Raw genomic sequence first — 22,651 nt, forward strand, 5'->3', positions numbered from 1 at the left:
GTAGGTGAACTCGACTCGGTCCAGGCGTTTTTCGACCATTCGGGGATCAGGTGACCCACTCGGGCTGCGCGTCGGTCTCGACGGCGGAGAAATCCTTATGTCCCAGGCCGGCGACACAGCCGCCGTCGACCACGAACTCCGAACCCGTGGAGTAGCTGGATTCGTCGCTGGCCAGGTAAACCACCAGGCTGGAGACCTCCTCGGGTTCGGCGGCCCGGCCCAGGGCGGTCTGGAAGATGTCTTCGGGCACCCATTCGGTCATTGGCGTCTTGATCAGGCCGGGGTGGATGGAGTTCACCCGGATTCCACTGGGCCCCAACTCGAGTGCGGCGGATTTGGTCAGGCCCCGAACCGCGAATTTGGTGGCCGTGTAGCCGTGGCAGGCGATGGTGCCGGCCAGGCCCTCGATGGAGGAGATGTTGATGATGGACCCGCGGCCCGCCGCCTTCATCGGTTTGACCACCGCCCGGATGCCCAGGAAGACGCCGGTCAGGTTGATGTCGAGGATGCGCTGCCATTCGGACAGCGCGTAGTCCTCGAAGGTTCCGATGTTGATGATGCCGGCGTTGTTGACCAGGATGTCGAGGCGGCCGAACTCGCCGAGCGCGGTTTCGACGGCAGCGTCCCATTGTTCGGGCTGGGTGACGTCGAGGTGCAGGTAACGGGCGGCGTCGCCGACTTCTGCTGCGACGGCGGCGCCCTCGTCGTCGAGGATGTCGCCGAACACCACTTTGGCTCCTTCGGCGACCAGCGTCCGGACGTGGGCAGCGCCCATGCCGCGGGCGCCACCGCTGATGAGGGCAACCTTGTCGGCCAATCGATTCGGCATGGACTCTCCTCGGAATCGAGACGTTGGGTGTGCCGGTAATCGTGGCACACGGTGAAATCAGCGGTGTCCGCCTACCGGGGAGCCAGTGCGGAGTGCCCGGGTGCCCAACACCCAGACGTACCGGGTGTTCGACGAAGTCGACTAGCGTCTTTGCTATGGAACTCACCGGCAAGACTGTCCTGCTCACCGGCGCGACCGGCGGCCTCGGCCGCGCGATCGCCAAGGCACTCGCCGACAGCGGCGCCCGGCTGATCCTGAGTTCACGCAAGCAGGACGAACTCGACGAACTCTCGGCTTCGCTTGCCGGCCAAGGGCACCGGACGATCGTCAGTGACCTCGCGGAGCCCGGCGCCGCACCGGCACTGCTGGCCGATGCGGGCGAGATCGACGTATTGGTCGCCAACGCCGCGCTGCCGGCGTCGGGCAGGTTGGACACTTACAGCGCCGAGCAGGTCGGCCGGGCGTTGCGAGTCAATCTGGAAGTGCCGGTGCAGCTCACCCGCGAACTGATCCCGACGTTCACCGGGCGCGGATCGGGGCACTTCGTCTACATCTCGTCGATTTCGGGCAAGGCAGCCACCGCCCGCGCATCGTTGTACGCGGCAACCAAGTTCGGGCTGCGCGGTTTCGCGCTGTGCCTGCGCGACGACCTGCGCTCGGCCGGCATCGGTGTGTCGGTCGTCAGCCCCGGTGCGATCGGCGGCGCCGGGATGTTCGCCGATTCCGGTGCCGCCGCGCCGCCGCTGATCGGCACCGGAAAGCCCGAGCAGGTGGGCGACGCGGTGGTCAAGGCGATCCGGCAGAATCGCGGCGAGATCACCGTCGCCCCACTGCGCCAGCAGGTACTGGCGCGGTTCGCGGCCAACGCCCCCGAGCTGGCGTCCCGTCTGGGTGGCGATATCGCGGCCAAGGCGGCTGACCAGATCGCCGCCGGGCAAACCGACAAACGGTGAGGTAGTGGCATCCTGGCTTGGTGGGAGTGCTGTTTCGGCTTATCGAGTTGCTGCTGCTGGTGTTACCGCTGGTGGGGTTGATTGCAGCCGGTATCAAAGCGCTGTCGTCCTTCCAGCGGCCCGGCCGCCCGCAGGGCCCCGCCGCGTCCGAAACCCCTGCCGTGCGCAGCCAACCGACCGCAACGCCGGCGGCGCACTGGCGGGCCGTCAGACGCGCACTGGACGCACACGAGCAGACCGATGCCCGTTGGCTGGAGTACGAATTGGACCTATCGCGGCTGCTGGACTTCCCGGTGATGACCGATATGCGCAATCCGCTCACCATGAAGTTCCACAAGGCGAAACTGCGGGCAGACCTGCACAAGCCGGTGCGTGCGGAAGATCTCTTCGACGACCGGGAGGCCGCGGGGCGCTACCTCGATGCTGTCGAGGACTACGTCACCGCGTTCGACGCCGCGGAAGCCGAAGCGATGCGCCGGCGCACCAACGACTTCTCCACCGAGGAACAGCAGCGTCTGGTGCGGGCGCGGAGCCTGTTCCGGGTCGCCGCGGACGACGGCGCCACCGCCCAGGAACGCCAGCGCGCCTACGCGTTGGCGCGTACCGAACTCGACGGTCTGATCGTGTTGCCGGCAACCACCCGGGCGGGCATCGAGCGTGGTATCGCCGGCGAGATCGATCGTTAGGAGCTGTCGTTCTTCAGGCGCACCATCCGGGTGGTGGTGCTCTCGTCGAGGTCGACCAGATCGCTGCGGGACCGCAGGAAGTCGCTGAAAGACTTGAATCCCAGGGACTTTTCGCTGAATGACGGGTTCATCCGTTTCATTTGTGCTTTGACGATGGAATTGTGCAGCCAGTCGGCATCGTCTTTTTCCTGGCTGATGCGAAGGGCGCGCTCGAGCAGCCCGGTCGCGGCGGCCTGCGGGTCGGGCGCCGGCGCCTCGTCTTCGGGTTCGGCGGCGCTGGCGTGGCGGCCGCGCTTGCGCGGCGCAGGCGCGGCGGCGGTGGTGGAGATCCCGGGCAGTGCGTCATAGGTGACGAACTCGTCGCAGGCGGCCGCCAGCGATCCGCTGCTGGCACCGGCCACGCCGATCCCGACCACGTAGCGGCCCAGTCGTTTGCAGCGTTGCGCCAGCGCGATGTAGTCCGAGTCGCCACCGACGATCACCACGTGCGTCAGGTCCGGCAGCCGGAACATGTCCTCGACGGCGTCGACCGCCAACCGGATGTCGGCGCCGTTCTTGCCGTAGGAGGCCGCCGGAAACAGCTGAACGAGGTCGACGGCGCGCCCGACCAATTGGCCGTGGTAGTTGGCGTTGACCTCCGCGGACCAGTCAGCGTATGCGCGGGTGAGCACCAGCGTGCCGAACGAGGACGCGAAATCCATGATCGCGCCCAGGTCGACGGTGGCCACCCGCAGTTTGTCTTTGTCCAGGCCCTTGGCCTTGTCCCGCTGGAAGGTGTTGCGGCCGTGCACCTGGTCATAACGCGAGATGACGATGTTGTCGAAGTCGAAGTAGACGGCGACGCGGGTTGCGCTGGAGTCGGTCATCCGGCCATCGTCCGTCATCAGCGGCCCACACACGAATACGCGGTGCCCCGTTCCTCGCGCACCCACAACGACTCGGCCGCACCGATGGCGGTCCCTTCGGCGATCAACTGGCGTTTGAGCACCTTGTGGGTGGCGGTGCTGGGCAGCTCGGCGGCGATCCGGAGGTACCGTGGCCACGCCTTGCGCGACAGGTCCGGCTGCGCGTCGAGGAACGCTTCGAAAGAGTCGGGGTCGAAGGCGCGAGCTTCGTGCAGCACGATCGCGGCCATTACCTGGTCGCCCACCCGTCCGTCCGGAACCGCGTACACCGCCACCCGGTTTATTGCGTTGTGCCGCAACAGAACTCGCTCGATAGGTGCGGCCGCCAGATTTTCCCCGTCCACCCGCATCCAGTCGGCGGTGCGCCCGGCCAGATAAATCCAGCCCTCGGCGTCGCGGTAGGCGAGGTCACCGGACCAGTACATGCCGTGCCGCATCCGTTCGGCGTTGGCTTCGGGGTCGTTGTAGTAGCCGGCGAACAGTCCCGAACCCGTCGTGTTGACCAATTCACCCACGGCTTCGTCGGCGTTGAGCAGGGCGCCGTGTTCGTCGAAGCGGGCCGCCGGGCACTCGGTGACGGTGTCGCTGTCGTAGACCGCGACGCCGGTCATCCCCTTTCCGATCGAACCGGGCGGAGTGCCGGGTTCGCGTACCACGATGACCGCGTTCTCGGTGGAACCGAAACCGTCCTCGACCCTGGTGTCGAAGCGCCGTGCGAACTCCTTGATGTCCTTCTCGTTGGCCTCGTTGCCGAAGGCCACCCGCAGCGGGTTGTCGGCGTCGTCGTCCCGTTCGGGAGTGGCCAGGATGTAGGCGAGCGGTTTGCCGACGTAGTTCATGTAGGTGACGTTGTGGCGGCGGATGTCGCTGAGGAACCGGGTTGCTGAAAATTTCGCCGGCACCATGGCGGCACCGGAGACCACAGCCGGCGCCCAGCCGGCGACCACGGCGTTGGAATGGAACAGCGGCATGGACACATAGCAGGTGTCCGCCGCGGTCAAGGCGAAGCGGTCGGCGAGATTGCGCCCGGCGAACACCGGCATCAGGTGCGGGAATTGCACAGCTTTCGGATTGCCGCTGGTACCCGAGGTGAAGATCATCATGAATGCGTCCATCATCTCGACCTGGCGGTGGGGGACCAGTGCGCCCGCACCGGCGATCATCTCCGTCCACTCCGGGGTCGAGGTGTCGAGGACCAAGGTGTCGCCCAGATCCAGGCCATCCAGCAGCGACCGCTGCTCGGCATCGGTGACGACGATCTGACAGTCCGAGCGCCGGATGTCGGCGGCCAGCGCCGCGCCCCGGCGGGTGGTGTTCAGTCCGCACAGCACATAGCCGCCGAGTCCGGCCGCCGCCATCTGCGTCAGCATGTCCGGCGTGTTGCCGAGCAACGAGCCGATGTGCAGCGGCCGGTCCGGGTCGGCAACAGCCAGCAGGGCGGCGGCCTGGGCTGCGGACTTGGCCAGGTATTCACGCCAAGTCCATTGCAGGTCACCGTATTTCACCGCGATTGCCGGATCGTCGAGCCGCTGCCGCAGCAGCGATTGGATTGTCTCGGTCATGGGTTCGGTTCCATCCGTCATCGGTGGTGCGCATCGAGGTAGTTGCTCAGGATCTCCACGAGGGCCCGGCGCTCCTTGCTGGTGTCCACCGGTCCGGGCATGACCAGTTGGCCGGCGACCATGCCGCGCAATGTGGTCAGCAGATGTCCGCCGATGGCGGCGCTCTGGGTGGGGTCCAGGTCACGGTCGAGGGCGGCGCCCAAGGCGTCGAATGTCTTCCCCAGTCGTTTCAGATGGCCGGTGGCGGTGGTGCCGCGGCTGGCGCGGGTGCCGATCAGGATCTCGGTGGCCGCGCGCGCGGCGGGGCTCGACATCGCCTGCCACGCCGCGCTCACCACCGAACTCACCCGTTCGCGGGTCGGGGTGTCCGGCGTGGCGGGCGGCAACGACTGCAGGGCGTCGAGCAACTCGCTGAACCCGCGGTCGACCACCGCCATCAGCAGTCCGTCGCGGTCACCGAAGTGATACTGGATCACTCCCCAGGTGACGCCCGCGGTGTCGGCGATGTGTCTGCCGCTGGCGGCGGCGATTCCCTCGTCGAGCACGATCTGGACCGTGGTGTCGATCACCGTGGCGCGAGTGCGGTGCGCCCGGATCTGGTTGCCGTGCGCGGGCCGAGTCGGGGCGATTCGTCGCGACGTCACTGTGCGAAGACCTGGATGCAGAACATTGCACCCGTCAGGTTATTCCAGTCGTGCGCCTCGCTGCACGGCGGATCCGGTCCGGCGAGTCCTATGCTTGCCCCAATGGCCGAGCAGACGACGTGCGCAATCATCGGGGGCGGCCCGGCGGGCATGGTGCTGGGTCTCCTACTGGCCCGTGCGGGCGTGGACGTCACGCTGCTGGAGAAGCACGGCGACTTTCTGCGCGACTTCCGCGGTGACACGGTGCACTGCTCGACGATGCGGCTGCTCGACGAGCTCGGGTTGTGGGAGTCGTTCTCGGCCTTGCCATTTACCGAAGTCCGTAAAGCGGCGTTCAATTCGAATGGCCGATCGGTGACCTACATCGACTTCGAGCGACTGCGCCAGCCGCACCCTTTCATCGCGATGGTGCCGCAGTGGGATCTGTTGAACCTCCTTGCCCGTGCCGCCCGTGCCGAACCGGCGTTTTCACTGCGGATGAACACCGAAGTCACCGGGCTGATGCGCGAGGGCGACCGGGTCGTCGGCGTGCAGTACCGGGGTCCGGACGGGCCCGGTGAACTGCGGGCTCACCTGACCGTCGCCTGCGACGGCCGCTGGTCGATCGCGCGTCACGAAGCAGGACTGCGTGCGCGCGATTATCCGGTGAAATTCGATGTGTGGTGGTTCAAGTTGCCGCGCGACGACGACACCGAATTCTCTTTCCTGCCGCGTACCGCGCCGGGCAAGGCGCTGGGAGTCATCCCACGCGAGGGGTACTTCCAGATCGCCTACATCGGCATCAAAGGCACGGACGCACAGTTGCGCGCCCGGGGCGTGGCGGCATTCCGCCGCGACGTGGCCGCGTTGGTGCCCGAGGCGGCGGAGTCGGTGGACGCGCTGGCCTCGATGGACGACGTCAAGCACCTCGACGTCCGGGTGAACCGACTGCGCCGCTGGCACTGCGACGGGTTGCTGTGCATCGGGGACGCCGCACACGCGATGTCACCGTTGGGGGGCGTCGGGATCAACCTGGCGGTGCAGGACGCGGTGGCGACCGCGACGATCCTGGCCGAACCGTTACTGGCGCGGCGGGTCACCGGCCGTGAGCTGGCAGCGGTGCGCCGACGCCGCATTCTTCCCACCGCGGTCACCCAGTTCGTGCAGCGGATTCTGCACCGCGGGCTGCTGGGCCCGCTGCTGCGTGGGGCTGACCCGGCTCCGCCGGCGGCTTTGCTCACCGTCGTGCGGCGGTTGCCCTGGTTGACGGTGATTCCGGCGTACTTCATCGGGGTCGGAGTGCTGCCCGAGCATGCGCCGGCATATGCCCGTCGCCCGTGACGCTGTGCTCCGGCCCACTATCGGGTCGCGATTCGATTCCCGCCGGTATGGGTAGCCATCATCAGTGACATGGCTCCACGAGCCGAGAGGGGACGCAACGTGAATATCAAAAAGACGGCAGGAACAGCATTGATCGCGGCCGCCCTGGGCGCCGGATCGCTCGGCCTGGGCATCGGTACCGCGCAGGCAAAACCAGGCCCGCACATCCCGGGCCCGCCGCCGATTCCGCCCGGACAGGTGGACGGGTGGCAGCAACTGCCGCCTGGGCAAGTCAAGCAGTTCTGCCCGTGGCAATCGCCTCCTGGCCACTGGATCGGTGGCCCGCACGGCATCCCCTGCACCTGATCAGCCGAACACCGCTAGGGGCATTTCCGCGGTATAGCGCGGGTCGACCCGGGGTGGGTTCTCTATCAATGTAGAGTTCGTTCGTGCCCCCAGTCAGGGATAAGCGCCGTAAGCCGAACTCCGGCGAGCGCCGCCGCGACCTGTGCGACGCGGCGATTCAGCTGTTGGCCGACGACGGTGCCAAAGGTTTGAGCCACCTGAAGGTGGACCGCAAGGCCAATGTCCCCGCGGGTACCACGTCGTTCTACTTCCGCACCCGATCAGCCCTGTTGCTTGCGGTGGCCGAGCGGCTGACCGAGTTGGACCTCGCCAACCTGCAGGCGGTGGCGGACGAGTCCGACACCGGCCGGGCGCAGCGCTCGCCGTCGCTGCTGGCGCAGGTGGTGATCCGGTCCGGCCACGAACCGGAGTTGTCCCGGACCCGGGCCAGGTACGAGCTGACGATGCAGGCGGCCCGCGATCCGGAATTGGCAGCCACCCTGGCGCAGGGAACGAACGCCTTCACCAAACTGCATCGCGAGATTCTGGTGCAACTGATGCCGCGCGGCGCCGAAATGGAATCCGCCGTCATCGAAGACCTGAGCAACATAACCTTGACCTTCATCAACGGTCTGTTGGTGCGTTTTGCCCACGGCGACCGGATCGTCGACAGCGCCGAACAACTCGACACGATCCTGGCGGCCCTAGCCACCGGCATTCTCAAGAGCCCGGCGAAGGGACGACTGACGGGCACCGGCAACCCGGCCCCGGCTGGCCGGCGCGAGACCTAGGCGCCCCGGCTTCGGCGCGGCACGCCGTGTCGGGTCTTGCCTCGGAACCCGCCGTGTGGTTCTCTACGAGTATAGAGAATATTCCTATGGCGGCCTCGGTGAGAGCCCGGACCGATTGCCTGTCAAAGCAGTGCGCCACGCAACCTTCCGGGCGTCTCCGGCAGGTGAAAGGGTCGGCGGCAGGAGGGTTTTCGTGACGGCAAGCACCGACACTCAGGTCCACTTCGATCCCCACCAGGTCGGTCTGATCGCCGACCCGTACCCGATGTTCGCGCGGCGATGACCGGCCGGGTCGCGGGTAAGGTCGCGCTGATCAGCGGGGCCGCGCGGGGCCAGGGCCGCTCCCACGCGGTGCGACTGGCCCAGGAAGGCGCCGACATCATCGCGGTCGACATCTGCGGACCGGTCGAAAACATGGCCTACCCGCATTCCACGCCGGCAGATCTGGACGAAACCGTCGACCTGGTCACGGCTCTGGGTCGGCGCATCGTGGCCGTACAGGTCGACGTGCGTGACTACGACGCGTTGAAGTCCGCGGTGGACGGCGGGGTCGCGCAACTCGGCCGACTCGACATCGTCGTCGCCAATGCCGGCATCGGCACTTTCGGCAACAAACTGCACAAGATCCCGGAGCAGATCTGGCAGGACATGATCGACGTCAACCTCTCCGGCGTCTGGAAGACTGTGAAAGCCGGTGTGCCACATGTGATTGCCGGAAAACGGGGCGGTTCAATCGTGCTGACCGGCTCAGTCGGATCACACAAGGCGCTTGCCTACACCGGCCACTACATCGCGGCCAAGCACGGCGTCATGGGATTGATGCGCAGCTTCGCCGTCGAACTGGGGCAGCACATGATTCGCGTCAATTCGGTGCACCCCAGCCAGGTCAACACACCGATGACGATGAACGAGGTGACGTTTCGGCTGTTCCGGCCGGATCTGGAGAATCCCGGCCCCGAAGACTTTGCCCCATTTTCGCAGATGACGCACACGTTGCCGGTCCCGTGGGTGGAGGCCGTCGACATCAGCAACGCGGTGCTGTTTCTCGCTTCGGACGAATCTCGTTATATCACCGGCGTTTCGCTGCCCGTCGATGCCGGCGCGCTCCTCAAGTGATCCCCGACTCAACCAAGTAACAGAACTGGAGAACTGATGCCCGAGTACGACTACGAAGAGCTGAAAAAAGAAGCCGAGCAGTACATCAGGTTCGAAAAGGACGTCAAGAACCGGATCGCGTACATCACATTCGACCGGCCCGAGGCACAGAACTCCACCACACTGGGGATGCGGCAGAACTACGCCGACATCATCCACAAATGCAACGTGGACGACGAAGTCAAGGTGGTGGTGATCCGCGGTGAGGGCGAGGATTTCGGCAGCGGCGGGGACCTGCCCGAACAGCGCGGCATGCTGGAGAACCCGGGCATGCCGCTGCTGCACGAACTCGCGATCAACGACGACGACGTGAAGTACCCACCGGGCGGGTCGTACCGCTACCTGTCCACCGTCACCGACTTCTACGCCAAGGCGAAGGCCGGCAACCGTCCGCTGCAGGAACTTCGCAAGATCAGCATCATCGAGGCCAAGGGTTACTGCTACGGCTGGCACTTCTATCAGGCCGGCGATGCCGACCTGGTGATCTCCTCCGACGATGCACTGTTCGGTCACCCCGCGTTCCGCTACGTCGGCTGGGGCCCGCGGTTGTGGTGGTGGGCCGAGACGATGGGCCTGCGTAAGTTCTCCGAAATGCTTTTCACCGGAAGGCCGTTCAGCGCCAAGGAAATGTACGAGTGCGGGTTCGTCAACAGCGTCGTGCCCCGCGACAAGCTGGAAGCCGAGACCGAGAAGTACGCGCTGGCGTGTTCGCGTTCCCGCCCGACCGACACCGTCGCGGTGCAGAAGACGTTCCTGGAGCTCTACAAACAGCACAAAGGTGAGTACTTCGGCAGCCTGCTCACCGGCATGGTGGAGGGCATGCTGCCGATGATCGCCAACGACGCGCAGGAGGTCGACCTGACCGCGGGCACTTTCGAGAAGGGCCTCAACAACGTAGTCAAGGACAACGACCTGAACTTCCCGCCGGAGTGGCGGCTCAGTCGATCGGGACGCAAGAAGCCCTGATCGTGTCGGTGGCGAGGGCATGTCGGCACTGAGCGGCTTCCGGGTCGTCGAGCTCGACGACTCGGTGGCTGCCGAGTACTGCGGCAAGTTGCTGTCCGACTTCGGCGCAGAAGTCATCAAGGTCGAGGCGCCGGGCAGTGGCAGCCGCACCCGCGCGATGGGACCGATACTTGCCGAGGGGTGCGACGGCAGCGCCTTATTCGGCTATCTGAACACCAACAAATACTCGGTCGCGCTCGATGTCGACGACGCGCAGCTGCACCAGCTGCTCCGCGGAGCCGATGTCGTCCTCGGGGCCGCGCACCTGGCGGAACGCCACCCTGAGGCCGTGTTCTGCACGATCAGCCCGTTCGGCCCCGGTGACTTCGACAATGCCAAGAGCATCAACGTATTTCAGGCCAGCGGCTGGGGTTACCACACACCCAGCCACGCCGGCCCCGCCGAGCCGCCACTGCAGGGTCCCGGACGCTTTCTCCCCGACTACGAAGCCGCACTCGATGCAGCGTTGTGCATCGGCTCCGCACTGTTCCGGCGGCTGCACGGCGGCCAGGGCGAATCGATCGACATCTCCACACAGGCAGTGCTGGTCTCCCGCGCCGACTGCATCGTCGGGCGGTTCGTCGCGGGCGAGGACGCGGCCGGCGCTGACCGCAGTGCCTACGACCAGCGCGGTCCGGCATCGTTCTTCCGGTGCGCGGACGGTTACGTCTACCTGTACGTGACCAGCCGAGCCCATTGGCTGGGTATCAAGGCGCTGCTGGATCATCCGAGCTGGCTGGACGCGTTCGACGACGACTGGCTGGAATTCTCGGTGACCGCGCAGAAGGTCGCCGCCTTTCAGCGCGGCTTCGCCGAGTGGGTCCGTGTCCTGGACAAAGACGTCGCCACCGACCGCGCTCAGCGCCTGGGCGTGCCGCTGGTCCCGGTCAACGAGGCCGGCGATCTGCACCGATCCGCTCAGTACCGGCACCGCCGCTATTTCACGAAGCTGCGCCATCCGGTATTGGGCACCGGCTCCTATCCCACCGTCCCGTACACGCTGAGCGCTTCTCCGGCCGAGATCGCCGCTGCTGCACCAACTCTCGGACAACACACACAGCAGATCACCGGTCGTGACCCGCAGCCCGCAGTTCGGCCGGCGCTCGCCCCACTCAGGTCACCGAGGCACCCGCGCGGTGGCCCCCTGGAAGGGGTGCGCGTCGTCGAGCTCACCAAAGTGTGGGCCGGGCCCTACGCGGGCAAATTGCTGGCACTGCTGGGCGCCGAGGTGATCAAGGTCGAGACCGCAACCAACCCGGAGGAGATGCGCGCCTACGGCGGCACCGACATCGACCACGCGCCGTATTTCCTCAGCATCAACCCGGAGATCCGCAGCGTCGACCTCGATATCAAGTCTCCCGGCGGCATGAGGCGACTGCGCGAGCTGATCGCGCACAGCGACATCGTGCTCAACAACCTGCGTCCCGGCGCAATGGAGCGCCATGGTCTCGGCTATCAGCAACTCGTGGCGATCAAACCGGACATCATCTCGGTGTCGATCAAGATGTGGGGCAATGACGGCCCACTGGGCCACCAGACCGGCTACGCGCCGTGTTTCGCAGCACTGGCTGGCCTGGCCGCGCTGGTCGGGTATCCCGGCGGGCCACCACGCGGCGCCAGCATGCGCTACGGGGATTCCACGGTCGGTGCGGCAGCGGCCTTTGCAGCCGTGGTGGCGTTGGTGCATCGCACGATTACCGGCGTCGGGCAGTTCGTCGACGTATCCGCCGTGGAAACCTTGTCGTCGATGATCGGGGACAGTCTGCTCGAACAGAGCCTGACCGGAAGACGGCTCGGCCCCGTCGGCAACAACCATCCCGACCTGTGCCCGCACGGCTGCTATCCGTGCGCAGACGGTGCCTGGATCAGCATCGCCGTCGCCAACGAGGCGGAGTGGCAACGACTTTGCCGGGTACTCGAGGTGCCCCTGCTGGCCACCGACGTGCGATACGCGACATTGCCTGATCGGCTCGCGAACGCCGGGGCCCTCGACGACGAACTCGCCTGCCGCACCCGCGATCACGACGCCGCTGTCCTGGGCGAGCGATTGCGGGAAGCCGGCATCGCAGCGTGCAAGTGCGCCACGTCCTCGGACGTGATCGGCGACCAACGACTCTGGGATCGCGGGCTGTACCGGTTCGTCAGCGATCACCGCGAAGGTCAACGGCCGATCGTCGGTCCGTCGTGGCGATTGGCCCGATGCCCGGCGGACATCACCCGCGGGGCGCCGTGTCTGGGTCAGGACACCGATGACGTGCTGACCGAGCTGATCGGATCATGACGGCGACACTGGCCGGCACCGCGGCGCTGGTGACCGGCGCCAGCAGCGGTATCGGCGCCGCGACAGCCAAACTCCTTGCCTCGCAAGGGGTCGCAGTCGCATTGCTGGCCCGGCGAGCCGATCGCCTGCGCGCCCTGCAGACCGAGATCGAATCCGCCGGGGGCACGGCGTTGGCGGTACCCGCCGATGTCACCGACTCGGCGCAGGTGGCGGCAGCCGTCGAGCGGGCCGTCGTTGAACTGGGGCGGCTGGACATCGTGGTGAACAATGCCGGTCTGATGCAGTCCGGACCCGCGACCGAGGCGGCGCTGCAGGACTGGGACGACATGGTGGCCGTCAATATTCAGGGCGTGCTCTACGTCGCCCGCACGGTCCTGCCGTATCTTGTTGCCGCCGCTGCGGATTCACCGCGCGGAGTCGCCGATCTGGTTACCATCAGCTCCACCGCGGGCTGGGTGGCCCGGCCCGGGACGGCGGTCTACTCACTGACCAAGTTCGGAATCAACGCGTTCAGCGAAGGCATCCGCCAGGAGATGATCGCCAAACGGGTCCGCGTCGGAGTGGTGGGCCCCGGCACCGTCGACACCGAGATCTTCACCCACCTCACTGAGCCCTCGCGTGCCGCATTCGAACGCCAGACCGCCGATATGGTCAAACTGGTGCCGGAGGACATCGCTGACGCGGTGCTGTACATGGTCAGTCGCGACCGGCGGGTGGCCGTCAACCACATGCTGGTGCGGGCCGCCGAGCAGACGTGGTGACCCCCCGCCTGCCAGCCGACCGGTGGGTGCTTGGCGATGGCTCGGCGTTGCCGATCCCCGTGCACCCGGATGCGTTGCGTGCCGGCGGGCAGCGCTTTCTGACCGACGCCTTCCGGGCCTCGGGCGCGTTGTCGCCGGACAACTGCGTGACCCGCATCGTCGCCTGCAACGAGATCGGCGGCGGCAGCACCGGGCGTAAGGCGGTGCTCTCAGTCGAATACCGCCGGCCCGAACCGGGCGCGCACACCGAGTTGTTCGTGAAGTTCTCCCGCGACCTCGACAATCCCGTTCGCGACCGCGGCAGAACCCAGATGGAGCCTGAAGTTCGGTTCGCCGCACTATCGCGAACACCCGGTTTCCCCATCGCCGTGCCGGACGTGCTGTTTGCCGACTACCAGCAGGCCACCGGCACGGGAATACTGATCACCGAACGAATCCCGTTCGGCGCCAATGGAATCGAACGCCATTACCACAAATGCCTGGACTACGACATGGTGGCACCTGTCGAGCACTACCGGGCGCTGGTCACCGCGCTGGCCCGACTGGCCGGCACGCACCGCTCCGGGCGGTTACCGGACCGACTGACCGCACGCTTCCCGCTGGACGTGCAGTCGGCCACCGTGGGGGAGCGTGCGGACCAGCGCGCCGGACAGCTGGAGCGACGGTTGGTCCAACTGCGTGAATTCGTCGGGACCCATCCCGGGTTGCTTCCCGCGAACGTCCGCGATCGGCAATTCCTGGCTCGCCTGGACCACGACGTACCGCGGGTCGCCGCACATGAGGCGGTCGTGCTGCGTGCACTGGCCGGCGACGCCGACTACATCGCACTGTGTCACTGGAATGCCAATGTGGACAACGCCTGGTTCTGGACGGGTGCGGACGGTGTCCTCAACTGTGGTCTGCTGGATTGGGGTTGCGTCGGTCAGATGAATCTGGGCATGGCCCTGTGGGGAGCCATGTCGGGTGCCGAAATCGGTGTGTGGAACTGTCATCTCGGCGAACTGCTGGACATCTTCGTTGCGGAGTTCGTCGGCAGCGGAGGCCCACGGCTGGACCCGGACCGGCTGCGCCGGCACCTGCTGCTGTACGCGGCGGTGATGGGTGTTGCCTGGTTGTTGGACGTGCCTGCGTTGATCCTCCGCCGCTTCGGTGCTGATGTGCCGGAGAACCGCAAGGATCCGCGCATCCGGGACGACGAAAGCGTGCGCGCACCGCTGCAGATGTTGTCGAACCTGCTGAACCTGTGGGAGCAGCACCGCGTCGGCGGGTTGCTGGACGAACTTCTCGCCGAAGACGCTCAGCGCTGACTCGATTTAAGCCCTCGACGAGTCGACGATCGCGCCGACGTCGCGGTGAGCAGGTGCGGTGCCGAAGGTCCGGCAACGACGATCCGAAGCTGCCGCTGGTGACGTGCTCGGCCGACCCCAAGCCGGCATACCTGCTGATTTATCGCTATCGGCGCAGGACGCCAAGCTGGAGGGCCTACGTCGCAGCCCAGGACGGGCTGTCGGACAGTACCGCTGCGGCACCGTCAGTGATCAGCACGGTGTCGCGACGCAATACCCCGCCCAACCCCCGCTGCCACACGTACCCGGTGATCGCCAGCACCATTCCGGTCGCCAGGCACTCGTCGTCCGTTGCGAGACAGAGTTTTTCGGTTACCACGGGCGGATCGAAACCCAGCCCGAGTCCGTGCGCGACGGGCATCGGCGGCAGCGGCTCGCCGACGGCCGGATAAGCCGCGAGCAACCCCTGCACCGGAGCACCGGCACGACAGCCTGCAATGAGCTTGTCGTGCAGGGCATTTGAGCGTCGGTAGAGATCGCGAACGGGCTCACCGGCAGCCTGGCCGGCCGGCCAGGTCCGGGCGATCTCGGCCACGTAACCGTCGGCCAGCGCACCGGCGGAGAACGCGACCAAGTCTCCCGCGCGTATCTCGGTCCCGGCGCGACGCCACGGGTCTTCGTGCGACGTCACCCAGGTGCAGTCCTGGGTGGCCGGCGTGCTGACGCCACCGGCGGCCATCGCCTCGAGCATCGCGCCGGTCAAAGTCTGCTCGGCAACCCCCGGTCGCAGTTCGGCGACCGCGGCAGCGAGGCCGCGGTCGGCCACCCGCAGCGCCGGTCCCATGGCCGTGATCTCCTCGGGGCACTTGCTGCGTCGCGCGGCAGTCAACGCGGGTTCACCGTCGACGATGTTGGCATGCGGAAACGCCAGCGGCAGTAACGCCGCGAAGGTGGGGGTGATCGCGTCGGTGCCGACCCGGCGGGCGGTGGCAGCTCCCTCGATTCCTTTGATCACCTCGATGAGAGTCATGGGGTTCCAAGCCAGCCCGTAGAGCTGGTCGTGGCTGATCTCCTCCGGGACGCCCTCGTCATCGGTGCTGTTCAGATAGATCCGTCCGTCCGCGCGCACCACCACACACATCGGCCCGAACGGACGGGTCCCGGCGATCCACAGTTGCGGCGCCCCGGTGACGTAGCGGATATTGGCCTGCCGCCCGAGGACCAGGACGTCGAGATCGTGTGCTGCCATCTGGGCCAGCGCGCGCTCGCGGCGGGCCATCCGCAGCGCCGGTGAATCGGGCGAGACTTCAGTCGCCATACGGGGAGTAGGGGTAGTCGGTGATCGGGGTGTAACCGTTCTCGGTGACCACCACGATCTCCTCACTGCGATATCCGCCGGTACCGTCTTCCCACACCACCGGCTCCAACACCAGCACCATGCCGGCCGGGAACATGAAATTGTCGTCGAACTCCGCACCGAGATCGGTTCCGATCATGGGGCTTTCGGCGGGGTAGGTACCGATCCCGTGCCCCAGGTAGAAATGCGGTAGCCACGGCTTGCGCCCGCCGTTGGCCGCGATCGCGGCCCGGGCCAGGTCGCCCGACGTGGCGCCGGCTCTGGTGACTGCCAGGACGGCCTCCAGGATGGCCCGCCACTGCGCGAACTGCTGTTGCTGACGCGGCGTGGGTTCTTCGCCCACCAGCCAGGTGCGCCCGAAGTCCGAGCAGTACCCGGCGTAGCTGATGCTGATATCGGTCCACAACACGTCACCAGCTGCCAGTTCGCGGTCGGTGGTCAACAGCGGCAGGGCCAGATCGCCGTGGGTGGTCCAGACCCCCGTAGCGCGCGAAGCCGGCATCACCTGCCAGATTGCTTCCAGCATGTTCGCGGTGGCACCCAGTTCGAATGCGCGCCGGACGAACGCCGCCGACAGATCGATCTGGCGCACCCCCGGGGCCAGGGCCTGCTGCACGTCGCTCACCGCCTGCTCGGTGATCCGACTGGCGCGACGGATGCAGGAAAGTTCGTCACGGGTCTTGACCAGCTGGGCCGCCGCCAGCACCACTGCCGCGTCTGACGGTGGTCCGGCGGGAAACAGCGCAGCACCGGCTCGCCGCATGGCGCCGGTCAGCTCGTCCACGGCGACGGCGGCGCCCGGCGAGATCAATCCGCTCAGAATCTGAGCGAAATGCGCTACCCCACGGTCGAATTCGAGATACACCGGGGCGTGCAGGTGATCGGCGGGGACCTGGCTCTGGATGGCGACGCCGCTGCGGAACGGCATGAACAGGTGCGGATGCTCGTCGTCAGCCAACACCACGGCGACGGGTCGCTCGACGTGCGACAGGCCGGCGTCCAGCAACGGCCAACTGACCCCGGTGGCGTATCCGACATGGCCGTTCAGCAGCAGGATCAGCGCGTCGACTCCGTGCTGAGTCATCGCCGAGCGCAACCGGGCACCCGTCTCGGCGTGCATCCGCACCCGGTCCGGCTCGTCGGGGATATCGATCACCGAACCGCGCGCGGCGAGTCGTGCGGTCACGCCGACCCCGGCACCGCGACACCGCACCCGAACACCCGATCCACTGTAGATGAGGCGTCCACCTCGGCAGCCGGCTCCGCCATTTGTGCAACGACACGGTCAAGGAGCGGCAACGAAGGGTCACAATCGATGTAGCGCACTGGATTTCGCGGCGATTCAGATGCGACCGTGATCCGCGTGAGTCTTGATGTCGGCGAGCGGTCGCACGTTTCGCTTGCAAACTGGGCGGACCGGCCGCCGCGGCGCTGCCCGCGCGGTCACTGGTTGTTGCCGGGACACATGACGGTAGTCACGGTGTCGTGTTCGTGTGGCCCGCATATCCGGTGGGAATGCGAATGCGGCGCCACCACCTACGGGCCGGGGTTGATCGATTCGTGCGACCTCGCCAACTGACCTGCGCGGGGGCTAGGACGCCTGCCTGGTGTCCAGCGATGTCAGCATGCCGGCGGCCGACCGCTGCCAGGTGAACATCTCGGCGCGGTGCCGCGCGCCCATCCGCCGCTGCGACTCGGGCCGGCCGACGATGTCGCGGGCCGCGTGTGCGATGGCCACCGGATCGTTGTCGGCGAGCGCGCCGCTGTCGGCGGTGACAATCTCGGCCAGGGCCGAGGTGCGCGACACCACGGCCGGCGTGCCACATGCCAGCGATTCCAGGGCGGCCAGCCCGAACGTCTCGTGCGGTCCCGGTGCGAGAGCGACGTCGGCGGAGGCCAGCAGGGCGGCGACGGTGTGCCGGTCGGCGACGAACCCGGTGAAGTCGACCGGTAGCCCGGCGGCCTGACGCTGCAGCCGGGCCTGCAGTGGGCCGGTTCCCACGACGACAAGGCGGGCATCGACGCCGGCGTCGCACAGTGAAGCCAGCGCATCGATGCTGCGGTCGGCGCGTTTCTCCACCGACAACCGGCCACAGTGGACCAGCAGCAGCTGTTCGGGCGCCGCGAAGTTGCGTCTCAGCTCGGCGCAACGCTGCCGCGGGTGGAAGGTGTGCAGGTCGACGCCCAGCGGGACGGTGACGGTGTTGGTCGCGCCGATCCGGTCGAATTCGGCGCGGGCGAACGCGGTGGTGCACACCACGGTGTCGTAGTCGGCGGCGGTGCGCCGGTTGGCGAAATCAGCCACCCGCTGCGCGGCGCGACGCGGAAGCACTTGCCCGGCAAGGCGATCCAGGCGTTCGTGGGAGATCATCACGGTGGTGGCACCGTGCTCGCGGCCCCACCGGCCCAGCGAGCGCAGCGTCAGCCGATCGGAAACCTCCAGGGCGTCCGGTCGCAGCGACTCCAGCAGGGCGCACACCGGCCCGGGCATGATCGCCCGGTAGCCGCCGGTGCGCGGAAGCAGTCTGGCGGGCAACGTGATCCGGACGACCCCGCTGTCCAGAGTGCGGCGGTCTGCGCGTTGACCGGGGACGATCAGGAAAACCTCGTGATCCCTGGCGCAGTATTCCGCGCCCAGTCGGTCGACCGCCGTGCGTAGCCCGCCGGATCTGGGTCCGTAGAAGTTGGCGACCTGTACCACCCGCATACGCCTGAGGGAATCCGGTGCTCATGTGCGGTCGACGAGCGCGGACCGACTGCTGCCTGAATACCGCGTGAAATCCCGTCGGGCGCTGCGGCGGCTCAGCTGGGTTTCTTCAGGTGCGGCCCCAACATCTGGCGCCACGCCCTGGACATGTTCTGGAATTCCTCTTCGCAGTTGCCGGCGCGGTCTTCCGGTAAGTCACCCGAGGACACGATGCCGGCGTTGGCCGTCGTGTCCGACCCGTAGATCCAGCATTCCCAGTTGTACATCCGGGTGATGTCCATCGAGTGGCCGTCCCAGAACGGCAGTTCGTTGGCGTCGCCCGCCTCTTTGGCGCTCAGCCGCCAATCCTGCGCAGTGTCGGTCGCGATGCGTACCCCATTGGGATAAGGCTTGCCGTCGGCGCCGGGGTCCAGCAGCTCGAAAGCCGACAGTTGGTCGGCAACATCCTCTTCGCGGCCGGTGAAAGCGAGCTCGTAGATGGACAGCGTGGCGTGGCCGAGTTCGTGGTAGAAGCCGGAGATCGTCGCGTTGACCGCGGCCAGCGCCGGATCCGGGTTCTCAGCGCGGGCGAATCTCTCTTCGCTTTGCTGAATGTCTTCGTAGCACAGTTGAATCTCGTTGAGGTTGGGATCCCAGTAGTCGTTGGCCTCACCGCACTGCTTGGCCACGGCGCCGACGTCATGCGGCAGGTTCAAGGTGTCGTTGACGTGGCCCGCGACGCTCTCCAACACCTTTGCGTCCACCATCAGCTGGCGGCCGCGTTGCGCCTCGGGGGTGGTGGCCTCCTCATAGCGCAACGTCATCTTCGCCACCACCGGCGGCTCGGTCGGGTTACCGGGTTGCGAGGTCGCCGCCGCTTCTGGCGACGGCCGGCTGCTCCCGGACGGGTGATGATTCTTCGCCTCGCTGCATCCGGCCACCAGTAGGGCCGCGCAGGCGGCGACGACGATGACTGGCCTCCGCATGTCGCGTGCCCCCTTCGTGGCGCGGTGCCGGTGTCGTAACGTTCTCGAGGTCTGCCCGGACCTGTGGAAACGTTACGACACCGGCGTGCAAGAAACGGCGAAACACTCGCTTGACGCGCCATCCGTGCGACCGCGGCCGCGGCAAATCGCTGTCGAACTGAGGACAGTGGTGGTTGAATTAGCCGATTCCGTCCGGGCCCGGGTTCGGTATCGAATGAGAAGGTGATGCGCCCGTTGAACTCCTATGAGCCGCCGCGTGACATTCGCGCGGCGCGGCTGAGGTTCACGTGGTGACGGGCCGATACATCTACCGCTTCGCGCTGCTGATCGTCGGGGTGTGGGCCATGTTGACGGTCGCGGGCAACAGCCTCACTCCGCCACTCGAGCAGGTGGTCGCCGATGAAGACCAGCCGTTCCTGCCGCCCGGGACCAGGGCCGCGGTGGCGGTGCAAAGGTCGGCGGCGGCGTTCTCGCAGGCGCCCACCGACAATGTCGGTTACCTGATCCTGGAACGGATCGGGGCCCTCGACGAACACGATCGGGACTACTACAACCAACTGGTCACGGCGCTGCGCGCGGACAGCACGCACGTCCTTCAGGTGACCGATTGGTGGCTGGTGCCGGCGACCGCGCAGGTCGCGATGAGCGCCGATCGCCATGTCATGACCGCCCCGTTGCGACTCGGGGGGGTGGTGGGTTCGACGGAAGCCGTTGATTCGATCAACGCGGCGCGCGGCATCGTCGCCCAACTGCATCCGCCGGACAATCTGCACGTCTACATCACCGGTCCCGGGGCCACCGTGATGGACGAGTTCGATGCGATCGACCGGCAGACCCAGGTCATCACGGCGACGACGTTCGTGGTGTTATTCGTGCTGCTGTTGGTCGTCTACGGATCCCTGATCACCGCGATGGTGCCCCTGGTATCGGTGACCTTGGCGCTGGCGGTAGCCAAGCCGGTGGTGTCGGCGCTGGCCGCGCGCGAAATTATCAGTGTGTCGCTGTTCTCTCTGTCGGTCAGCGTGGCCGTGGCAGTGGGGGCCGGTACCGGCTTCTCGATCTTCGTGATCGGGCGATATCACGAGCTACGACGACAAAACTTCGATCCCCCGACGGCAGTTGCCGGCGCCTATCAGGGTGTGGCGCCGGCGATCTTAGGCTCGATACTCATCGTCGTGGCACCGTTGGGTGCCTTGGCCTGGCTGAGTCTGGCCAAGATCAGTATGTTCGCGACCACCGGAATTCTCTGTGGCATTGGTGTTTTCGCGGCCGGACTGGCCGCGCTGACGTTGACACCCGCCCTCGTCGCGCTGGCCAGCCGGGCGGACCTGGTCAAGCCGCCGAAGCGAAACTATTGGCGGCGCCGGTGGCGGCGCATCGGCACCCAGGTGGCACGCTGGCCGGCGCCGATTCTGGTAGCCAGCGGAATCCTGGTGCTGATCCTGATCATCGGGCTGCCCGGAGTACCGATCGGGTGGGACGAAACGCAGACGACCTCTGCGAACTCGGAGTCCCGCCGCGGTTACCAGATCGTCGATCAGCACTTCCCGCCGAACCAGTTGCTTCCCGACGTGGTCACGATCGAGACCGACCACGATCTGCGCAACCCGGCGGCACTGACCGCGATCGAGCAGGTGACCAGCAACATCATGACGATTTCCGGGGTCCGGATGGTGCAGTCCGCCAGCCACCCGGGCGGGATGGTCTCCAAACAGGCCGCGCTGACCGCGACCGGCGGCAACGTCGGCGACCGGCTGGAGGAATTCGCCGACCAGATCACCGCTCGGGAGGACACGTTCGCCAAACTCGACACCGCCGCGGGTGAGCTGGTCACCGGGCTCGATCTGATTCAGTCGGGCTCGTTTGCGGGCAACTACGCGATCGGTGGCGTGAGTTTGGCCATTCATCTGACCCAGGAAGCCATCGTGAAGGTGCGGGCCCGGTCCGCGGAGGTTTCGGAGATCTTCGAGCCGCTGCGTAAGTTCGTCGGCGCGTTGACGGACTGCCGGGCGACGCCGGTGTGTGCGGCCGCCCAGGAGGCGGTGCAGTGGGCGACCGCTGTCGTCGACAGCTCCAACACGTTGGCCGATGCCGCCGATCAACTCAGTAAGGAGATCGCCGACGCCGCCGCGGCAACCGGGCTGTCGGGTTTGCCGAACATCCTGATCAGCCACAGCGCCCCACTCGAGCAGACGCGGGCGATGACTGCGGGCTTGCGCGAGGTGCTGAAGAACCCCCGTCCGGTGCCCACCCAAGAACTTCCGACCTACCTGCGCAGTCTGGTCTCCATCTCGCAGGGCAGCCCCGGGGTCGATCTCTACGCGTCCCGAAAGATCCTCACCGACCCGAATATGCGTCCCGCACTGAACGAATTCTTCTCCCCGAATGGACACTCGACGCGACTGTACGTCTATGGCAACGGTCACGAGTGGGGTGACGAAGGCGCGGTACGCGCGCGGGCCATCTCGGTCGCCGTGGCGGATGCGACCACGGACGGCGCGCTGAAATCGACCGGCGTGCAACTCACCGGCGTCGGACCGGCCACCCGCGACCTGCAGGACATCATCGGCGGTGACCTGGTGCTGATGGCGGTGCTCACCCTCGGGGTGATCCTGCTCATCTCGGCTGCGCTGTTGCGAAGTCCGGTCGCCGGGTTGGTGGTGCTGGGCACCATCGCGACGTCGTATGTCTGCGCGCTGGGCGCCAGCGTGCTGATCTGGCACCGTCTGCTGCACCACGAGTTGCACTGGTCGGTGCCGCCCATCGCGTTTGTGTCCATGGTCAGCGTGGCCTCGGGCGGAAATCTGCTCTTCGCCCTGCGTATTCGCGACGGCCTGGCCGCCGGGCTGCGCACCAGCATCATCCGGGCGTTCGCGGCGACCGGCGGCACCGTCACCGCCGGTGGCATCGTCGTCGGGATCACCACGATCGCCCTCGCGTTGAGCAGGGTGGTGAGCGTGGCGCAGATCGGTGTCACGGTGGGTCTCGGTCTGTTGTTGAACGCCCTGGTGATGCGTGCCTTCGTCCTGCCGGCCATGATGGTGGTGCTGGACCGCTGGTTGTGGTGGCCACGGCAGCAGGCCAGTGACGAGGAGGAACTCGAACCTGTCCCGGTCTGAA

At 66.8% G+C, this 22,651-nt stretch carries 19 protein-coding genes; 11 read left to right on the forward strand and 8 right to left on the reverse strand.

The genetic code is table 11. The features are described 5' to 3' along the window. Window positions 1-46: 46 nt before the first annotated feature. Window positions 47-829, reverse strand: coding sequence for an SDR family oxidoreductase (locus tag ACZYZ9_RS06340; RefSeq protein WP_463825351.1), 783 nt, complete (start codon window positions 827-829; stop codon window positions 47-49). A gap of 155 nt (window positions 830-984) precedes the next feature. Here ACZYZ9_RS06340 and ACZYZ9_RS06345 point away from each other — a divergent pair, with 155 nt between their 5' ends. Together ACZYZ9_RS06345 and ACZYZ9_RS06350 are read left to right on the forward strand one after the other, a co-directional pair. Then, window positions 985-1,782: an SDR family NAD(P)-dependent oxidoreductase gene (locus ACZYZ9_RS06345; RefSeq protein WP_463825352.1), complete on the forward strand. Its 798-nt coding sequence runs from the start codon at window positions 985-987 to the stop codon at window positions 1,780-1,782. A 20-nt stretch (window positions 1,783-1,802) separates the two neighbouring features. Further along, window positions 1,803-2,468, forward strand: a complete 666-nt coding sequence (locus ACZYZ9_RS06350) for a hypothetical protein (protein ID WP_463825354.1) — start codon at window positions 1,803-1,805, stop codon at window positions 2,466-2,468. On the opposite strand, the gene ACZYZ9_RS06355 is transcribed toward ACZYZ9_RS06350, so the two are convergent. From ACZYZ9_RS06355 to ACZYZ9_RS06365, 3 genes are read right to left on the reverse strand one after another with little or no spacing between them, the layout of a single operon-like run. Further along, a complete protein-coding gene (locus ACZYZ9_RS06355; protein WP_463825355.1) occupies window positions 2,465-3,334 on the reverse strand; it encodes an NYN domain-containing protein in 870 nt (289 codons plus the stop codon). The genes ACZYZ9_RS06350 and ACZYZ9_RS06355 overlap by 4 nt on opposite strands. Window positions 3,335-3,351: 17 nt before the next feature. Next, window positions 3,352-4,935: a fatty-acid--CoA ligase FadD1 gene (gene fadD1 / locus ACZYZ9_RS06360; RefSeq protein ID WP_463825356.1), complete on the reverse strand. Its 1,584-nt coding sequence runs from the start codon at window positions 4,933-4,935 to the stop codon at window positions 3,352-3,354. 17 nt (window positions 4,936-4,952) lie between these two features. Continuing rightward, window positions 4,953-5,579, reverse strand: coding sequence for a TetR/AcrR family transcriptional regulator (locus ACZYZ9_RS06365; RefSeq protein ID WP_463825357.1), 627 nt, complete (start codon window positions 5,577-5,579; stop codon window positions 4,953-4,955). Window positions 5,580-5,681: 102 nt separating this feature from the next. Between ACZYZ9_RS06365 and ACZYZ9_RS06370 the strand changes: the two genes are divergently transcribed. The 8 genes from ACZYZ9_RS06370 (at window position 5,682) to ACZYZ9_RS06405 (ending at window position 14,523) form a co-directional block, all read left to right on the forward strand. Then, entirely contained in the window at window positions 5,682-6,899 is a 1,218-nt protein-coding gene (locus tag ACZYZ9_RS06370) for an FAD-dependent oxidoreductase (RefSeq protein WP_463825358.1), read from the forward strand. 99 nt (window positions 6,900-6,998) lie between these two features. Then, on the forward strand, window positions 6,999-7,244 hold the full coding sequence (locus ACZYZ9_RS06375; protein ID WP_463825359.1) for a hypothetical protein: 246 nt from the start codon (window positions 6,999-7,001) through the stop codon (window positions 7,242-7,244). Between the two features lie 83 nt (window positions 7,245-7,327). Further along, window positions 7,328-8,014, forward strand: coding sequence for a TetR/AcrR family transcriptional regulator (locus tag ACZYZ9_RS06380; protein WP_463825360.1), 687 nt, complete (start codon window positions 7,328-7,330; stop codon window positions 8,012-8,014). A 279-nt stretch (window positions 8,015-8,293) separates the two neighbouring features. Next, window positions 8,294-9,130, forward strand: a complete 837-nt coding sequence (locus tag ACZYZ9_RS06385; RefSeq protein ID WP_463825361.1) for a mycofactocin-coupled SDR family oxidoreductase — start codon at window positions 8,294-8,296, stop codon at window positions 9,128-9,130. A gap of 36 nt (window positions 9,131-9,166) precedes the next feature. Beyond that, window positions 9,167-10,135, forward strand: coding sequence for an enoyl-CoA hydratase/isomerase family protein (locus tag ACZYZ9_RS06390; protein ID WP_463825362.1), 969 nt, complete (start codon window positions 9,167-9,169; stop codon window positions 10,133-10,135). 19 nt (window positions 10,136-10,154) lie between these two features. Next, complete coding sequence (locus ACZYZ9_RS06395) at window positions 10,155-12,455, forward strand: CaiB/BaiF CoA-transferase family protein (protein WP_463825363.1); 2,301 nt, start codon at window positions 10,155-10,157, stop codon at window positions 12,453-12,455. After that, window positions 12,452-13,216, forward strand: a complete 765-nt coding sequence (locus ACZYZ9_RS06400) for an SDR family NAD(P)-dependent oxidoreductase (protein WP_463825364.1) — start codon at window positions 12,452-12,454, stop codon at window positions 13,214-13,216. Before ACZYZ9_RS06395 ends, ACZYZ9_RS06400 begins: the two co-directional genes overlap by 4 nt. A 26-nt stretch (window positions 13,217-13,242) precedes the next feature. Next, the gene (locus ACZYZ9_RS06405; RefSeq protein WP_463825468.1) at window positions 13,243-14,523 is read left to right on the forward strand and encodes a hypothetical protein; all 1,281 of its coding nucleotides are present in this window, start codon (window positions 13,243-13,245) and stop codon (window positions 14,521-14,523) included. 175 nt (window positions 14,524-14,698) lie between these two features. Here the strand turns inward: ACZYZ9_RS06405 and ACZYZ9_RS06410 are convergent, their stop codons facing one another. From ACZYZ9_RS06410 to ACZYZ9_RS06425, 4 genes are all read right to left on the reverse strand, one after another. Then, window positions 14,699-15,820 carry a M24 family metallopeptidase gene (locus tag ACZYZ9_RS06410; protein ID WP_463825365.1) on the reverse strand — a complete coding sequence of 374 codons (1,122 nt, stop codon included), beginning with the start codon at window positions 15,818-15,820 and terminating at the stop codon, window positions 14,699-14,701. Next, window positions 15,810-16,979, reverse strand: coding sequence for a M24 family metallopeptidase (locus ACZYZ9_RS06415; RefSeq protein WP_463825469.1), 1,170 nt, complete (start codon window positions 16,977-16,979; stop codon window positions 15,810-15,812). Before ACZYZ9_RS06415 ends, ACZYZ9_RS06410 begins: the two co-directional genes overlap by 11 nt. Window positions 16,980-17,450: 471 nt before the next feature. Next, window positions 17,451-18,566 carry a glycosyltransferase gene (locus ACZYZ9_RS06420; RefSeq protein ID WP_463825366.1) on the reverse strand — a complete coding sequence of 372 codons (1,116 nt, stop codon included), beginning with the start codon at window positions 18,564-18,566 and terminating at the stop codon, window positions 17,451-17,453. 95 nt (window positions 18,567-18,661) lie between these two features. After that, the gene (locus tag ACZYZ9_RS06425) at window positions 18,662-19,531 is read right to left on the reverse strand and encodes a DUF4344 domain-containing metallopeptidase (protein WP_463825367.1); all 870 of its coding nucleotides are present in this window, start codon (window positions 19,529-19,531) and stop codon (window positions 18,662-18,664) included. A 290-nt stretch (window positions 19,532-19,821) separates the two neighbouring features. On the opposite strand from ACZYZ9_RS06425, the gene ACZYZ9_RS06430 reads away from it, so the two are divergent. Beyond that, window positions 19,822-22,650, forward strand: a complete 2,829-nt coding sequence (locus ACZYZ9_RS06430) for an MMPL/RND family transporter (protein WP_463825368.1) — start codon at window positions 19,822-19,824, stop codon at window positions 22,648-22,650. The last annotated feature ends 1 nt before the right edge of the window (window position 22,651 follow it).

Source organism: Mycobacterium sp. IDUB_28, from assembly GCF_055419285.1.

Bases quoted from the DNA above. Each gene is read 5' to 3' on its own strand.
- ACZYZ9_RS06385 (WP_463825361.1), top strand. From the start codon at position 8,294: ATGACCGGCCGGGTCGCGGGTAAGGTCGCGCTGATCAGCGGGGCCGCG.
- ACZYZ9_RS06390 (WP_463825362.1), top strand. From the start codon at position 9,167: ATGCCCGAGTACGACTACGAAGAGCTGAAAAAAGAAGCCGAGCAGTAC.
- fadD1 (WP_463825356.1), bottom strand. From the start codon at position 4,935: ATGACCGAGACAATCCAATCGCTGCTGCGGCAGCGGCTCGACGATCCG.
- ACZYZ9_RS06425 (WP_463825367.1), bottom strand. From the start codon at position 19,531: ATGCGGAGGCCAGTCATCGTCGTCGCCGCCTGCGCGGCCCTACTGGTG.
- ACZYZ9_RS06355 (WP_463825355.1), bottom strand. From the start codon at position 3,334: ATGACCGACTCCAGCGCAACCCGCGTCGCCGTCTACTTCGACTTCGAC.
- ACZYZ9_RS06400 (WP_463825364.1), top strand. From the start codon at position 12,452: ATGACGGCGACACTGGCCGGCACCGCGGCGCTGGTGACCGGCGCCAGC.
- ACZYZ9_RS06395 (WP_463825363.1), top strand. From the start codon at position 10,155: ATGTCGGCACTGAGCGGCTTCCGGGTCGTCGAGCTCGACGACTCGGTG.
- ACZYZ9_RS06415 (WP_463825469.1), bottom strand. From the start codon at position 16,979: ATGCACGCCGAGACGGGTGCCCGGTTGCGCTCGGCGATGACTCAGCAC.
- ACZYZ9_RS06420 (WP_463825366.1), bottom strand. From the start codon at position 18,566: ATGCGGGTGGTACAGGTCGCCAACTTCTACGGACCCAGATCCGGCGGG.
- ACZYZ9_RS06370 (WP_463825358.1), top strand. From the start codon at position 5,682: ATGGCCGAGCAGACGACGTGCGCAATCATCGGGGGCGGCCCGGCGGGC.
- ACZYZ9_RS06410 (WP_463825365.1), bottom strand. From the start codon at position 15,820: ATGGCGACTGAAGTCTCGCCCGATTCACCGGCGCTGCGGATGGCCCGC.
- ACZYZ9_RS06340 (WP_463825351.1), bottom strand. From the start codon at position 829: ATGCCGAATCGATTGGCCGACAAGGTTGCCCTCATCAGCGGTGGCGCC.
- ACZYZ9_RS06345 (WP_463825352.1), top strand. From the start codon at position 985: ATGGAACTCACCGGCAAGACTGTCCTGCTCACCGGCGCGACCGGCGGC.